General features: G+C 41.2%; 14 protein-coding genes and 1 pseudogene. 3 read left to right on the top strand and 12 right to left on the bottom strand.

Annotation, left to right across the window (positions count from 1 at the left end):
* Positions 1–10: 10 nt before the first annotated feature.
* From phnE to pepF, 5 genes and pseudogenes are all read right to left on the bottom strand, one after another.
* The gene (gene phnE, locus MKY20_RS18125; RefSeq protein WP_019379953.1) at positions 11–766 is read right to left on the bottom strand and encodes a phosphonate ABC transporter, permease protein PhnE; all 756 of its coding nucleotides are present in this window, start codon (positions 764–766) and stop codon (positions 11–13) included.
* Between the two features lie 11 nt (positions 767–777).
* Complete coding sequence (phnD, locus tag MKY20_RS18120; RefSeq protein WP_009334640.1) at positions 778–1,680, bottom strand: phosphate/phosphite/phosphonate ABC transporter substrate-binding protein; 903 nt, start codon at positions 1,678–1,680, stop codon at positions 778–780.
* 344 nt (positions 1,681–2,024) lie between these two features.
* Positions 2,025–3,074 (bottom strand): selenide, water dikinase SelD, encoded by a 1,050-nt coding sequence (gene selD / locus MKY20_RS18115; protein WP_226280773.1) that lies wholly within the window; start codon positions 3,072–3,074, stop codon positions 2,025–2,027.
* 78 nt (positions 3,075–3,152) lie between these two features.
* Positions 3,153–3,869 (bottom strand): annotated as a pseudogene (locus MKY20_RS18110) (glycosyltransferase); the annotation flags it as partial.
* A gap of 406 nt (positions 3,870–4,275) precedes the next feature.
* A complete protein-coding gene (gene pepF, locus MKY20_RS18105; protein WP_009334637.1) occupies positions 4,276–6,063 on the bottom strand; it encodes an oligoendopeptidase F in 1,788 nt (595 codons plus the stop codon).
* A 132-nt stretch (positions 6,064–6,195) separates the two neighbouring features.
* Between pepF and MKY20_RS18100 the strand changes: the two genes are divergently transcribed.
* The gene (locus tag MKY20_RS18100) at positions 6,196–6,993 is read left to right on the top strand and encodes a hypothetical protein (protein ID WP_019379952.1); all 798 of its coding nucleotides are present in this window, start codon (positions 6,196–6,198) and stop codon (positions 6,991–6,993) included.
* 27 nt (positions 6,994–7,020) lie between these two features.
* On the opposite strand, the gene MKY20_RS18095 is transcribed toward MKY20_RS18100, so the two are convergent.
* Positions 7,021–8,052, bottom strand: a complete 1,032-nt coding sequence (locus tag MKY20_RS18095) for a DUF438 domain-containing protein (protein ID WP_009334635.1) — start codon at positions 8,050–8,052, stop codon at positions 7,021–7,023.
* A 209-nt stretch (positions 8,053–8,261) separates the two neighbouring features.
* On the opposite strand from MKY20_RS18095, the gene MKY20_RS18090 reads away from it, so the two are divergent.
* The gene (locus MKY20_RS18090; protein ID WP_251175503.1) at positions 8,262–9,425 is read left to right on the top strand and encodes a glycosyl hydrolase family 18 protein; all 1,164 of its coding nucleotides are present in this window, start codon (positions 8,262–8,264) and stop codon (positions 9,423–9,425) included.
* Between the two features lie 47 nt (positions 9,426–9,472).
* Here MKY20_RS18090 and MKY20_RS18085 read toward each other — a convergent pair whose 3' ends face one another.
* From MKY20_RS18085 to MKY20_RS18075, 3 genes are all read right to left on the bottom strand, one after another.
* Positions 9,473–10,384, bottom strand: coding sequence for a CBASS cGAMP-activated phospholipase (locus MKY20_RS18085; RefSeq protein ID WP_034297065.1), 912 nt, complete (start codon positions 10,382–10,384; stop codon positions 9,473–9,475).
* A gap of 128 nt (positions 10,385–10,512) precedes the next feature.
* Positions 10,513–10,779: a DUF1292 domain-containing protein gene (locus MKY20_RS18080; RefSeq protein WP_251175502.1), complete on the bottom strand. Its 267-nt coding sequence runs from the start codon at positions 10,777–10,779 to the stop codon at positions 10,513–10,515.
* A gap of 115 nt (positions 10,780–10,894) precedes the next feature.
* Positions 10,895–11,992, bottom strand: coding sequence for a branched-chain amino acid aminotransferase (locus MKY20_RS18075; RefSeq protein ID WP_009334631.1), 1,098 nt, complete (start codon positions 11,990–11,992; stop codon positions 10,895–10,897).
* A gap of 434 nt (positions 11,993–12,426) precedes the next feature.
* Here MKY20_RS18075 and MKY20_RS18070 point away from each other — a divergent pair, with 434 nt between their 5' ends.
* Entirely contained in the window at positions 12,427–12,732 is a 306-nt protein-coding gene (locus MKY20_RS18070) for a hypothetical protein (protein WP_009334630.1), read from the top strand.
* Positions 12,733–12,769: 37 nt separating this feature from the next.
* On the opposite strand, the gene MKY20_RS18065 is transcribed toward MKY20_RS18070, so the two are convergent.
* From MKY20_RS18065 to MKY20_RS18055, 3 genes are all read right to left on the bottom strand, one after another.
* Positions 12,770–13,369 carry a response regulator transcription factor gene (locus MKY20_RS18065; RefSeq protein WP_009334629.1) on the bottom strand — a complete coding sequence of 200 codons (600 nt, stop codon included), beginning with the start codon at positions 13,367–13,369 and terminating at the stop codon, positions 12,770–12,772.
* On the bottom strand, positions 13,366–14,502 hold the full coding sequence (locus MKY20_RS18060) for a sensor histidine kinase (RefSeq protein WP_251157023.1): 1,137 nt from the start codon (positions 14,500–14,502) through the stop codon (positions 13,366–13,368). Before MKY20_RS18060 ends, MKY20_RS18065 begins: the two co-directional genes overlap by 4 nt.
* Positions 14,503–14,597: 95 nt before the next feature.
* Positions 14,598–15,641, bottom strand: coding sequence for a fatty acid desaturase (locus MKY20_RS18055; RefSeq protein WP_019379944.1), 1,044 nt, complete (start codon positions 15,639–15,641; stop codon positions 14,598–14,600).
* Between the last annotated feature and the right edge of the window lie 27 nt (positions 15,642–15,668).

Raw genomic sequence — 15,668 nt, 5'->3', positions numbered from 1 at the left:
CAGGCCTCCTTTATATCACTCGGTTCCTAACATAGCTTCCGAAAAGATCCACAAGAACAACGATGATCATTATAACCAGTACATCGAGCGAAACTGAACTGTACTGGAATGTTTTAAAATCATTAAAAAGTCTCTGGCCAATACCTCCACCGCCAATAAACCCCAATATAAGAGAAGTTCGAATGGCAACCTCAAACCGGTAGAAGTAATTCGACAATACATTTGGCCATATTTGAGGCAGGATGCTGAACAGGGAAGCAAACCAGCTTTTAGCACCAACTGCTTTCATGGCCTCCTGCGGGCCGGGATCGGATGCTTCAATGAGTTCTGAGATCAGTTTTCCCAGAACCCCAATATTATGAAACATAATGGCCAGGACAGCAGGAAAAGGACCAAGTCCAAGAGCCGTAAGAAGAATCAGACCGAAAACAATTTCAGGGATGGAACGGACAAAGCTGAGGCCGACTCTGGTTAAATGGTAAATAAGTTTAGAGCCGGACGTGTTTTTGGCTGCCATAAAGCTTAAGGGGAGTCCGATGATAAGCCCGAAAAAGCTTCCCAAAAAAGCCATGGCCAATGTTTCCAGACTGTCTTCAAGTATCTTTGGAAGAAGAGAAAAATCCATCGGGAACCAATGGGACAGAAAGTCAATCATATTGCGGAAGTCTTTGAATTTCGATAAATCGAATTCCGTTAGCCTCATGCTAAGATAAACGAATAAAGCCAACACGAAATATGTTAATATGCTGCGTTTTTTAAACCACAATCTTATCAGCCCTATTCTTTAATAAGTCCCTCTTTTAGGGCAGCCTGGCGGATGCTTTCATAATCTTCATTGCTTGCCTCTGTAAATCCGCTTGCCCCGAAAGCATCCAGAATTTCCGGGTCTTCAATCGCCAGAAATGCTTCTTTTAATGCTTTAATCGTTTCTTCATCGGTGTTCTCATGTACAGCCCATGGGTACTGAAAAAGCTTTTCTGATTTCCAGATCGTTTTAATCTGATCTCCATCTACTTTTCCTGAATCCACTAATTGATTGTAAATGGCGCTGTCGATCGCACCTGCATCAACCTGCTTATTTTGAACTGCCAATGCAGTAGCATCATGCGAGCCTGTAAATCTGACGGACTTAAAGCTGTGGTCGTCCTCTGATTTGTAAACTTCGCGGTCCTTCAATTCAATGGATGGGATTAGAGATCCTGAAGTTGAATTGATATCACCGAAAGCAAAGTCAGATTCACTGCTGTTTTTCAGTAAATCTTCAAGTGAATTCCATGGATTGTCTTTATGTGTGATGATATATGAATAATAGAATGGCTCTCCATCAATCAGCTGTGTAATGATGGCTTTTGCGCCGCTCTTCTCATGTGCAACAACATATGTTAACGGGCCGAAATAAGCCATATCAATTTTATCGTAGTTCATGGCTTCCACTACCCCGTTATAATCCGGATATACTTCGACAGCTACATCCCTATCGAGTTTTTCAGATAAAGTGGACTGAAGTTTCTCCATGGCAGCTTCCATGGATCCCTCTGTTTGAACTGGAATGACCCCAATGGTGAACGTTTCTTTCGATTGTTCTTTTCCGTTTCCGTCTGTGTTATCTGTTTCATTTCCGCCGCATGCTGACAAAAGCATCAGTGAAAAGATAGTTATGAGCATTAAGAATTTTTTCATGTTTGCACTTCCTTGTTTTTGATTTTGGCTCTATTGCTATAAAATGTCGGTTAGCTTGTGAATATTGTTCGTTGATCTTTGGCTGCATGCACGCAGCGAACCCGCGGGGAGAGATGAGATCCTCTTCGGCTACGCCTGCACCTCTCACTTCCCTGGCTTCCCGCAGGACATTGAATAAACTTCCCTGAATCAACACCGCACGAAGAAATGCGGATGCATTTTCGAGGATCAAATGCCCTCCGCTACAATCAACTCTATTGTTAGATTTAGTTGCAAGTAAAAACTCTAACGAAAACAGCCTTAATTTTGTAAAGGTAAAAAAGGACTCTTTTCGAGTCCTTTTTTCAGATAACAGTAATCTTTCCAGGATTCTGATCTGTGACAGTCCCAATGATGGAAGCCCATTCTACTCCTTTTACCTTAAGATCTTTAAGGAGCAATTCAGCTTCTGTTTCAGGAACGGTTATTAAAAGTCCCCCTGAAGTGATGGCATCACAAAGGATCACCTGGTCCACATCATCAATATTTTCATATTGAATCCGGCCGGACAGCCATTTATGATTCTTTTTGGAGCCTCCAGGAATAATATTCTGTTCAGCAAGCTCTCTTGTTTTTGGAAGGATTGGAACGGCTTTGCTTTCAATGGTAATGCCTGTGCCGCTTCCTTCCGCAATCTCCATTGCGTGGCCTAGAAGGCCAAAACCGGTAATGTCTGTACAGGCATTGACCTGGTAGTTATCCATAGCTTCAGCTGCGTCTTTATTTAAGGCAGCCATGACTTCCATTACACGGTCAATTCCTTCCTGATCCAGCATATCCCTTTTAATCGCTTGAGTAAGAATGCCCACGCCAATCGGCTTGGTTAAAATCAGTTTGTCACCAGGTTTGGCTCCTGCATTTGTTCTAACTCGTTCAGGATGTACTGTTCCAGTCACAGATAAACCGAATTTTGGCTCCTGGTCATCAATGGAGTGCCCTCCAACTAAAACAGCACCGGATTCTCTAACTTTATCGGATGCGCCAGCCAGAATGTCTGCAAGGATGTTTTTATCCAATTTGCTGATTGGAAAACCTACAATATTCATAACGGTTATCGGCTTTCCGCCCATAGCGTAAATATCGCTAAGTGAATTGGCTGCGGCAATCTGCCCGAACATATACGGGTCATCCACGATAGGAGTAAAGAAATCAAGTGTCTGCACCAGGGCAGTTTCATCATTTATTTTATATACACCTGCATCATCAGAAGTATCCAGTCCTACTAAAAGGTTGGGGTCAGGTACAGACTTTGGCAAATGACGCAGAACCTGCGCCAGGTCTTCAGGACCAATTTTGCATCCTCAGCCGCCTTTTGTAGATAAAGAAGTTAGTTTTATGATTTCTTCTCTCGACATATTTCTCTCTCCTTGCCTATGATTATTTACTTGGGACTTTTCTAAAATGGTTTTGTACATTTTTTGAAGTGTTTTAGCTTCATATTCTGAAGAATGGCTGCATTCAACATAGAATTTGGCAGCACGCCCCAATTTTATCCTCAACTCGTAATTATTCACTAGTTTGTCTGCATAATCAAGAAATTCGACCGGATTTGTATAGATTAAACCGGTTTCCTGATGGTCAATGATATTTCGATTTCCCAGGTTATTGGCTGCAAGTACTGGAAGGCAATATCCCATTGCTTCTAAAATAGCAGCAGGCTGGCCTTCAGAATGGGATGTATTCAATACGGCATCAGCTTGCCTGTATAGTTCCCCCATATGATGATGGGGGATTTGACCAAGATATTGAATCCACTCTTTATTCTCTTCTGCAAGGGACTTTACAATATACCCCTCTTCTTCTTCAATAATAGGGCCCGCCAGCCAAAGTCGTATCTCAGGATTTTTTTCGTAAATGATTTTAAGCTTTTCTATGGCAAAAGGAATATTTTTCACCTTGCGGATCCCTGCCGGCAGCAAAAATAAAAAAGTGCCAGGTTCTTTCTTATAATCACCTCCAGGTTCAGGAAATATTACAGTGCCCTGATGGATAACGCTGATTTTATCTCTTGCTTCGGGAAGTTCTTTTGAGAGTACCAGCTTGGCTTCATCATCAAATACGTGTATAGCTTCGGCATGGAGGATGGTTTCCGAAACAACGGCTTTTTTTTCCGGATCATAAAGATCGATATTTAAGTCCGTCCCTGTCATGGTTACGACATATCTTTCAGGCCTTTTAGCAAGCCTTTTAATAAATTGGCCAAACCTGTAAGCGTTAAAGCCATGCACAATATCAGCTTTTGGCAGGTAAGTGAATTCGTAATCGTTTGTGATATTAATGATTTTAGTCTCGATGCCAAGCTTATTAAGTCCATCAGAAATACGCTGAACGGTAACCGTATTTCCTCTTGCCTGGTGAAAATTTGGGCTTGCCAGTATTACTTTCATCCTTTCATCCTTCACAATTATATTTGCACTATCTTCGTTTTAATTAAAGTTTGCATCAATTATTGCAGGAATATTTCATCCTGTCCATTAATTGTATTTCAGCTAGCTGTTCTTTTAATTATGACAGTAAAAAAGCCTGTTTCTAAGGCAAGAAACAGGCCGGATTCTTCTATTGGTTTCCGAATTCTTCTACAAGTTCTCTGAATTTCCGAAGTGAGTTTTCAATTGGATATGGGGAAGTCAGATCCACTCCGGTTTTCTTTAACAGCTCAAGCGGATAATCGGAACTTCCGCTTTTTAAGAACTCAAGATAGCTTTGCAGCGTTTCTTTGTCCCCTTCAAGAATTTTCGCTGCCAAATGAATGGCAGACGCAAATCCGGTAGCGTACTTATAAACATAAAATGGACGGTAAAAATGAGGGATCCTAGCCCAGCCGAATTTTACCTCTTCATCAAAGACTATTTCATCCCCATTATATTCGCGGAATAAGCGTTCATAGATTCCGCTGAAAACTTCAGCGTTAAGCGGTTCTCCCTTTTCAGCTAATTCGTGCGTTTTCATCTCAAATTCAGCAAACATGACTTGAGTGAAGAAGGTTCCTTTAAACTGATCAATAAAATGATTAAGGAGATGCCTGCGGACTTGTTTATCCTTTTCCCTGTTCAGCAAATAATTAATCAGCAGCACTTCGTTTACTGTTGAAGCCACTTCCGCTACAAAGATGCTATATCGGGCGGTAATCTGCGGCTGGTGCTGAGAGCTCAGCTTACTGTGGACACCATGTCCGCATTCATGTGCAAGTGTGAAAAGGCTGTCCAGATCATCCCGGTGATTCAGGAGGATATAGGGATGAACGCCGTAGATGCCCAGGTTATACGCCCCTGACCGCTTCCCTGGAGTTTCCCGCACATCAATATAGCGCCCTGACTTAAACTCCTTGAGAATATTAATATAATCCTCTCCAAGAGGCTCCAATGCTTTACACATCGTTTCATAAGCTTCTTCATATGATATATCAGGTTTTACACCCTCTGCTAATGGAACACTCAAATCATATTGCCTCAGCTCGTCAAGGCCTAACTGTTTCTTGCGGATCCTGGTATACTGATGCATTGCCCCGATATTTTTTTTAGTGGTCTCAATAAGATTTACATATACTTCCTTGGGCACCTTATCTCCAAATAATCCTTTTTCAAGGGCTGAAGGATAATTCCGGATTTTGGCCATGCTCACATTGTTTTTTATCGCAGCAGAAAGGGTGGAAGCAATGGAATTCTTTAGCTGCACATAAGGCTGGTAATAGGCCCTATACGCTTCTTTTCTCTTTTCCCGGTCTTCCTCTTCCATAATTTTTGCATACATGCCGCGTGTCAGTTCAACCTTTTCGCCATCGTCTTTTGTTACATCGCCAAACTTTATATCAGCATTATTCATCATTCCAAATGTATGACTTGGAACCGAAAGTGCTTCGCCAAGGCGGGACAGAATTTCTTCCTGGTCCTTATTAAGGACATGAGGCTTATAGCGGAAAGATTCGAGCAGATCTTCCTCAAAGTATTTCAAGCCCTTTTCCTCAGCAATATAGCTTTTTAGGGTTTCTTCATCCAGACTTAAAAGAAAAGGCATAAAAAAAGAAGTGGAAGAACTGATTTTAACGCCTAATTGCTTTGCCCTGTCCACAAAAGCCTGTGAATCAGACACCCGTGTGTCTTCATCTGTTTTTAGCATCGCATATGCATATAGCTTATTAAATATGTAAGAAAGTTTTTCTTTTTGCTCAAGATATTGATACAGGGAATAACCATCTTGAATCTGCCCATCAAAGGTCTTCAGCTTATCAGCTAATTGTTCAATCCTCTGGTAATCTTCCTCCCATTTTTCCAAACTGGAATAAATGTCTTCCAGATTCCATTTTTCATTTAGCGGAACATCATTTCTGTTTTTGTATGTCTTCATCTTATAGCCTCCTTTACAGCAAAACTGTCATTCATTTATTAACTATATTCAAAAGTTATCGGAAAAACCCTTCCTCATTTTTGATTTTATCATGAACGGCCATTAAAATAATCTTGAAAGGATGTGGACGGATTGGCAATAACTCTGCCTCATATTGAAGACTCAAACAATACGGTATATTTTCCTCCAGTGGGGAAATTTGAAACGTTTCAGGATGATGCTCATTATGAAGAGAAAGTCAGGGAATGGGGCTTATCAACTACAAGGGAAGTTAAGAAGGAATTCTGGTATAAAGAAAAATCACAGCAGCGGCTTGTAACTGTGAAAGGTTATCAGGCATACGGTGAGTCTGATGATTATTATACAATCATAATCGAATTTCAGGACGGAAATCTGAGCTGCATACACCCGGCTTATCTTAAAGAGATGCAGTCGCCAAGCTTTGGAAAAGCATTGACTGCTGGTTTCTCTGCTCCTTCTGAAAAGGAAGCACCTAAAAAAGACAGTGAGAAGTCTGAAGACGTTACTAAGAATCCGTCTGAAAACAGCAATAAGACAAAGCCTTCAGCAAAAAAAGCCAAGAAGGAAAAACAGCCTGCATTGGAACTGCCAGCAGAAAAGGCCCACTTTACTGCTAAAGTAAAACAATTTGCCTTGAGCTGGAACCATTTCAATGAAGAAAATGATGAAGTCATCGTCTTAGAAGATGTTGTCATTGAAGAGAATGAACCGATTGAAGTGGGACTTGGCTGGTGCTCCCACTCAAAAACGCTGAAGAAATTCGAACTTAAGCCAGGGGAAAGCCTTGAATTTGATGGGAAAATTGTTAAAAAGAAACTGCCTAAAGGGAAAGACTGTGACGAGGAATTCATTGTAGAAGAAGCAGTGACATATAAGATTAATAATCCTTCAAAAATCAAAAAAAGCTAAGAGTGGACGCTCTTAGCTTTTTTATGATTATAAAAGAATTCTTTTTTCTCCCTCGATTTCCTGGATTGGATTGATATTCTGTGTGAATTCCAGGGTTCCTGCATAGCTTCCGTTTTCATCCCTTACAGCAAAATAACGGATATAAACATATTTATCTTTAAATTTTATCCAGAAATCTTCAGAGTCCTTTCGGCCTGCCTTAAGATCCTTCAGCAATTCTTCCACAGCATGGACACTGCGGGGAGGATGGCAATTCTGCACGGTTCGCCCTATCACGGCTTTGGTTCTGGCAAAGATTCTTTCCTTTCCGTGAGAGAAATAGCGGACTACGTCTTCATGATCAATAAATGTGATATCAACAGGCAAATGATTGAATAATAGCTCCAGCTGTTTCAATGATAAAATGCCAGTTTCCATTTTGATATAGCCTTCTGATATTGCTTTCCCAGCAATCCCTTTGCGTTCGGGCTTCCATTCTCCTTGCGGGCCGGTCAGGCAGAAGCCAATCTCATCGCTCTCATGGGCAATCTTAACCCATTCATCTTCTGTAAGATTCTTTAAGGCCATAGGGAAAAGGATATTTTCCTCCCTGTAAATCATAGCGCTTATTTCATTGAAAATGAAACGCACGGCATTGGTGACCTTTTGCTTGTCCCCATCGTAATCCTCGAGCAGGTTTTTGGCATCCTTGATTCCATCCCTGATATAGTCATCGATGCTCCACATATTATTTGTTGGTCCATAGATTCCGTACTTCTCCAAGTATGGGAAAAGCAGATTTTCCTTCCGGCTGTAATGCTTATCAAGATCAAGCAGCAGGATGCAGTCTTCCAATAGTTTATATGCATTTTCCCCGTTATCCTCCTGGATGAACGCTTCGAGATGGACTTTTACCTTTTCCCTCAGATGCTTATCAATTGCCTTATTCTCCCGGATAAATGTATGTATGGGGTGTCCGGGCTGTTCTTCCGGCTTGGGAAGAGCGGTTTCGCCATTATTGTCCTGAGCAGGACTGCTGTGATGGTCCTGATGTTCACGGTTATTAATCAATTCGCTCACTGTACATTTCCTCCTCTTTTTCCAGGCTGTATAAATTGCTTATAAGGAATGTACCATGGGGGAAAAGTTTGGGATGTGATGAGAATCATATTTTATTGAAAGTTTATTGGTTTATTTAAGAATGGAATGCAAGCAATAAATTACCACCCCCTCCTTGTTCTCTTTTTTGATACACTTTTAAAGGATTGAATGATGGAGGTTTACTATTTGTGAAAAGAATACACCAAATGCTGATATTGATTGTTTTTATATTTTCCAGCGGTTTTGCTGCAGGCATTTACTATACAAACATCACCGATCAAGGCCAGCCTTTAAAACAGTCTGTGCCGGTTTCACAATCCAGCAAACTTCTGGTCAAAAAAGGAATCCCGGAGCTTTCGGAGATTCCCGAAAAAGTGCTGATGGGTTATATCCAGGATTACCGTGATCCAAAATCGATCGATTATTCAAATCTGACACATATCCTATTTTCTTTCGCTCATCCTGAGAAGGACGGCAGCATTTCTTTAAATGGTGATTCAGCCCTGAAAAATCTGAGAAGTGTGGTAAGAAATGCACACCGGCAAGATGTAAAGGCTATACTTGCCGTAGGGGGATGGTTTCATATCAATGGCGGGGAATCTTATGATTATTTTAAACAAGCCATAGCTGATGAATCCTCGAGAGATAGGCTGGTAAAAGAACTGGCGGGACTGGCTCAAAACGAAAACCTTGATGGCATTGACATTGATTTTGAGCATCCGCGTTCTAAAGAGGATGCAAAATACCTGGCAGTCTTTATCCATAAGCTTAGCGAAATGCTTCATGCAAACGGCAAAGTGCTGTCTGTTGCGGTCCATGCCAAAATTCATAGTGTAACCGGGACAGAGACGGGCTATGTCGTATATGAGCCTTCTATGTTCATGAAGGTTGATTATGTAAATATTATGGCTTATGATGGCCAGTGGGATGGCGGTTACAATGCTCGCAATCTTTCTCCGTACTCCTTTACAGAGAATATAGCAAACTATTGGGGACAATTATTTGATTCACAGGGTATTCCAAAAGATAAGCTGGTTCTGGGGGTTCCGCTTTATGCTCAGCCAGCAGATCCTGCTATTAAGCCGGTATCATATAATGCAGTCATAAACGATAACCCTGAAAACGCAGAAAAGGATAAGATCAGCCTAAATGGCACCGACTACTACTATAATGGTGCCAAAACGATGAAAAAGAAAACAGCCCTGGCTCTCAATCACGGATTCGGCGGAATGATGATCTGGGAAGTGGGCCATGACGCCAAAGGACCATACAGCCTTATGGGAACGATTGCTGAAGCTCTCCAAAATACAGAAGAACCCGTGAAGTATTATTCCTTGAAAAATACCAAATAAGAAAAAAGAGCATGGGCAGCACCCATGCTCTTTTTTCTTATTTCAAATCACGATAGTATAAACTTTTTTATTTCCTCCCGCCGGTCCTGATAGACCTTCTCTCCAAGCATAACCAATTCCTCCACAAACTTTATTTCATCAAATGGCATTTCTTCCCCCAGTTCTTCATTTATGCGCAAGTAATTTTCTCCGAGCAGATGCTTGCAATGGTAGGTAACAGATTCGGAGGATAAATGAAGGGCCAGGTCCAAAAGCTTCGGCGTCACTTTCATGGACGGGAGCTGGAAAGGCAGCCAATGTTTTACACCCCAGTATTTATTATTGTCAATCGTAAAGTCAATTTTTTGAAGACCGGTTCCAAGGGAAAGGATTTTTATTTTTTGCAGCTCCTCCTTGAAGTGATGCATAGCCTCCGTAATGCAGACGAGTGATGGATTATTCGCCCAAAGCCCTCCGTCTATCGATAAATAACTGTTGCTGATGTTATTAGGAGGGAAATATACAGGTGCTGAACAGGAGGATAGTACTGCGTCCCAAAGCTTCATTGATAAACTTTCATTTCCAGTACTGCCGTAATTGGAACGGTGGATAAATGGCTTGCCATGGGTCACATCGACAGCAGGAATTAAAAGCGGCTTTTTAATATCGGAAAGCTCTGTTTCACCAAAAGCTTTGCGGATAAAACGCCGCAGGTACTTATCACTGTATACACTTTTAAAGAGGCCAACCTTTGCCTGTTTTACAAATATTTTTTTCCCGAATGACTCGTATCCTTTCAAGACCTCGCTCATATCTTTCTTCAGGATCAGTGAAGCGGCAATTATAGATCCGGTGCTTGTGCCAGCAATCATATCAAAATAGTCGCCGGCTTGCAGATTCAGTTCCTCTTCGAGAGCTTTTAAAATGCTGACAGCAAAGACACCGCGTATTCCACCGCCATCGATGCATAATATTTTCATTGGATCACCTGCTGTTTCATTCCTTTTGTGATATTTGCCCATTACTATTGGGGAAATTACGTTATCTGAAGATTAGGAGCTAATGCCTCTTCCTATGTAAAAAAAGAGAAGGAATGATTCCTTCTCTTCTATTCCTCGTTTATCATTTCCTCGAATACAGCAGAGATCTTGTTAAATTCTTCGTCGCTTTCAATGGGGGTAAAGTCGCCGTCTTCATCCAGTTTTAAGAAGAACACGTCGATATCTTCTTCTGTGTCTTCTTCAAGATCTTCTACGAAGCTGACAGCAGCATATTGATGGCCATCCACCTCTGCAGAAGCGAGGACCTCCACTTCCATTTCCTGATCATTTTCATCACTGATTGTAAATACTTCTCCAACTTCTATCTTGTCCATTTTTTATCTCCTCTCTATAGTAGGTTCTTTCTATATTTTCCCGTTTTAGCAGATTTTCATGCCTAAAATAAAAATAGGATCGGCTTTATGTGCCGATCCTTGCCTGCATTGAGGATTACTTAATGCCTGCTGCCTCTTTTTTTTCCACTTTTACACTCCATCCAAACGGGTCTGGCGCGGTTCCTTTTTGGATGCCTGTCAAAGTATCATAGATTTTCTTAGATAATTCGCCGGTGATCCCGCCGCTGATTTCAATTTTCTTATTGTCCCAGAAAAATTCGCCAATTGGAGAGATAACAGCAGCAGTGCCAGTTCCAAATGCTTCTTCAAGCTGTCCATCCGCATGTGCCTGGTAGATTTCTTCAATGGAGATTCTGCGCTCTGCCACTGGGATATTCCAGTATTTCAGCAACTCGAGTACAGAGTTTCTGGTGATTCCTTCTAGGATGCTTCCATTAAGCTCAGGTGTTACAACTTCACCGTTAATTTTGAAGAAAATGTTCATGCTTCCCACTTCTTCAATATATTTATTTTCTTTTCCGTCCAGCCATAGAACCTGTGAATATCCAGTTAAGCTGGCAAGCTCCTGTGCTTTCAGACTCGCTGCATAGTTTCCTCCGGTTTTAGCGGTGCCTGTTCCCCCTTTTACGGCACGGACATATTCGTTTTGAACAGCAATTTTAACAGGGTTGATGCCTTCCTTATAGTAGGCGCCTACTGGAGAAAGAATAATGATGAATTTGTATTTCTTTGATGGTGCCACTCCAAGGTATGGCTCAGTTGAAATGACAAATGGACGGATGTACAGTGAAGTTCCTTCAACATTGGGAATCCAGTCACGATCGAGTGATATTAATTCTTTTAAGGCATAAAGAGCAAGCTCTTCATCAATTTCAGGAATGCATAATCTGGAGTTGGATTTATTCAATCTCTCCATATTCTTTTCTGGCCTGAACAGCAATACCTCATTATCGATTGTAAGATATGCTTTTAACCCTTCGAAGACACTTTGCCCATAATGGAAAATCATTGCAGCGGGATCAAGTGAAAGCGGCTGATAAGGTACAATTCTTGGATCATGCCATCCCCTGCCGGCAGTATAATCCATTTCAAACATATGATCGGTAAAATTTTTGCCAAACTCCAGGTTATCAAATGCAGGTTTTTGTTTTTTCTCAGGTGTGCGATTGATTTCAATTTTAAATTCATTCATTGTCAAAACTCCCTATCTGTAGATGATTTAAAAACCTCATGCCTGCTTTTCCTGCTGCTCTTAATAGAGGATAAATAAAAACGCCCAGTCATCCTCCGAGCGTGGACGAAAGGGCTTGCTTCCCGGCAACAACCAATATGGATGTTCAACAGCTGCTTATAGTCATTATATTAAGACTCATATGCTGTTTTTGAAAAGGTTGCCATTCGCTCTTTTCTACTTCAAGGCAGTAGTGCAGTTATCTGTTAAAGTTTTTATAAGTTTTTCTAATATTATGATATTCTCCTATTTAATTGTCAATATGAATTAACAATAAATTTAGAATTAATTCGAATTACTGAAAATTCTATTTGCAAAAGAAATGGCAATTTAGATGAAAAATCATGGATTTAAATCTATAATCAATATATAAATACATAAGGAGATTTATGAAGATGAACAGCAAAGAGCTAGAAGAAAGAATTATTCAAAACTATCAGGGCGAAGAAAAAATGATGATTCTCGTTTTTGCCCAGTGGTGCATTAATCACAATTTAGATCCCGAGGAAATCTATTTAAAGGCATATCCTGATCAAAGCAAAAATAATTCACTGCAGGAAGCGCTGGAGCTGACAGTTCCAAAAGAAGAAGCGGGCGATGTGCCTGATGAGACATTGCTTGGTGTTCTCTCAATGTTCGGAAATGATGATTTGGCCTTCGTCGTTATGGAAGAATTAAAGAAAATGAAAAAGGACAGCTAAGCCAATTGGCTGCTGCCCTTTTATGCAAGAAACACTTTTATTTAAACCAGCCCTTCTCTTTGGACTGGGTAATGGCTTCAATCCTGTTCGTAACTTCGAGCTTGTCTAGAATAGCAGAGATATAGTTACGGACGGTTCCTGTTTTAATGCTGAGCTGGTCGGCAATTTCTCTGGTGTTTTTGCCGTCGGCAATCAGCTCAAGCACCTCTTTTTCACGGTCGGTCAGCGGGTTTTCTTCTCCATATACATCATCCATTAATTCAGGTGCATAGATGCGCTTTCCTTCTACGACGTTTCTGATTGAGCTGGCGAGCTCTTCACTTGGGCTGTCTTTTAATAAGTACCCCCTTACACCGGCCTTAAGGGCACGCTGAAAATACCCTGACCTTGCAAAGGTTGTCAGAATAATAACTTTGCAGCCTATGCCCTTCAATTCTTCCGCCGCCTCCAAGCCGCTCTTTTCCGGCATTTCAATATCCATGATGCATACATCCGGTTTGAGCGTTTGGACAAGAGATATGGCTTCCTTGCCATTCGATGCTTTGCCAATGACCTCCATATCGTCTTCGAGATTTAACAGGGATCCTAAAGCACCAAGCACCATCCGCTGGTCTTCAGCTATGACGATTTTAATCATGCCTTTTCCTCCTTATTTGTTTCTTTTACGACTGTTGGCACCTTCATTGTAATCGTTGTTCCATTTTCAGATTCGATATCAAGACTTCCATTGACAAAGTCGAGCCGCTCTCCTAATCCAAGCAGTCCTGACCCCTTGCCGACATCTGTTGCGGGATTCATGCCGACCCCGTTATCCTGGACAGTAATGCTAACTTCATTCCAGGTTTGTTCAATGCTGATGCGGCATTCTGTAGCATTACTGTGTTTTACTACATTTGTCACAGCTTCTTTCATGCACATGCTTAGAATATTCTCAAGGAATAGCGACACGTTCTTTAATTTGATATCTTCTTCCCCGATGAATTCGATTGAGGCTGCCTTTAAGATTTGCTTAACAAGTATAATTTCTTCCTTCAGCCTGATTCCTCTCATCTGGGAAACCATTTTTCTTACTTCGTTTAATGCTGTTCTGGCCGTTTGCTGAACGTCTATAAGTTCTTCCTTTGCCTGGTCAGGATCCTTGCTGATAAGCTTACGGGCCAGATCGCTTTTTAACCCGATCAGAGACAATTTTTGTCCGAGTGTATCATGAAGATCTCGGGCAATCCGCTGCCTTTCTTCCTGTTTGACAAGCTCCGCAATCCTTTTGTTGGCATCTTCGAGCTGTTCTTCAAGCATTTCCTGCTTTTTCTTATTGTGAATGTTAAAAGGAAGCAAAATCACACTGATCCAGATGATAATGATAAAAGGTATCTGCTCGAGAAATAATGGCTTCTGTGTGACAAAATTAATGTTTATTGAGATGGTGGTTGCAACAAGATGGATGACATATAACGTTAAAAATGCAATCCTGTTTTTGATATGGCCATTGTAATAAGCAATATAAAAAGCAAAATAAATAAACGAAAACAGAATGGTCATCGTAATCGATATGCTGATTAAGATGCCAGTCCATAGATAGACAGGCCACTTCCGCGATATAAAGGCAAAACGCAATGATATAAAAAATAAAATGGTCAGGATAATGCCTACGGCTATGGCGATTTTAGAGGTGGACCTGAAGATGAAATAAAACGGCAAAATGCTGAATACACTCCATATATAAGGAGAAATGCCTGAACTTTTCAATGTGGTGAAATACTTTTTAAACATGTGAGGTACCCTCTTTTTTATTCGTAAAATAATGAAACAGCTCCTTTGTTATCATATCACAAAGGAGCTGTTCTTCAGTAGATTATAGACTTAGTTTATGGCTTCACAGATGCCGTTTTCGCTCTGCTCTGTTTTTTGCTGAGGGCAGACTGCCTGGCTGCTCCATATCCAGTGAAGTCCTGGGCATCTTCATCCCATAAGCGGAATCGAAGTGACTTTAGACTGGTCGAAAAAGTAATCGTCGGTACATTCTGAAGCTCAGCTGTATTATAATGTGCGCTTTCGAGATTATAGTTAGGCACGCGCGGGCTTAAGTGATGAATATGATGGAACCCGATGTTCCCGGTTAGCCACTGAAGTACTTTTGGAAGCTTGTAAAAGGAGCTTCCTTCTACTGCCGCTTTTACATACTCCCACTTATCATCTTCTTCAAAATAGGAGTCTTCAAATGTATGCTGTACATAGAAAAGCCAAATCCCCGCTGCTCCGGAAATTAAAAAGATAGGTCCCTGCACCATCAGGAATGCTTCCCATCCGATGGCCCAGCACATGAACGCATACAAACCAGCGATGGCTGCGTTTGTAAGATAAGTATTGATGCGTTCATTCTTTCTTGCCCCTTTTCTGTTAAATCGATTTTTTAACAAAAATACATAAATCGGGCCTAAACCTAACATGACGAACGGATTGCGGTAGATGCGATAGGCTGCGCGTGTCGACCAAGCCGCATCCTGGTATTCTTTCACTGTCAGTGTCCAGATATCTCCTGTACCACGCTTGTCCAGATTACCGCTTGTTGCATGGTGAACATTGTGGTCATGCTGCCATTGGTGATAAGGGAAAATGGTAAGTATCCCTGTGAATGTGCCAACAATTTTGTTTGCTTTGCGATTTTTGAAAAAGGAATGGTGGCAGCAATCATGGAAAATGATGAAGATCCTGACCAGGAAGCCAGCTGCAATGACAGATATGCCAAGCGTCAGCAGGTAAGAAAAGCTCAGGCTCTTATAAGCAAGGAACCATAGCAGGAAAAAAGGTCCCAGAGTATTGACCAGCTGCATGATGCTGCGTGTTAAATCGGATTTTTCATAGGGTGCCATTTGTTTTTTTAAGTTGAGTTGTTTTTGTTTAGAAGTCATTTTTTAATTCCCTTCTTCATGACGTTA

Source organism: Cytobacillus sp. FSL W8-0315 (assembly GCF_038002905.1).
In the GTDB taxonomy this organism is placed as follows: domain Bacteria; phylum Bacillota; class Bacilli; order Bacillales; family Cytobacillaceae; genus Cytobacillus; species Cytobacillus pseudoceanisediminis.
This window is presented reverse-complemented; position numbering and strand designations above follow the sequence as displayed.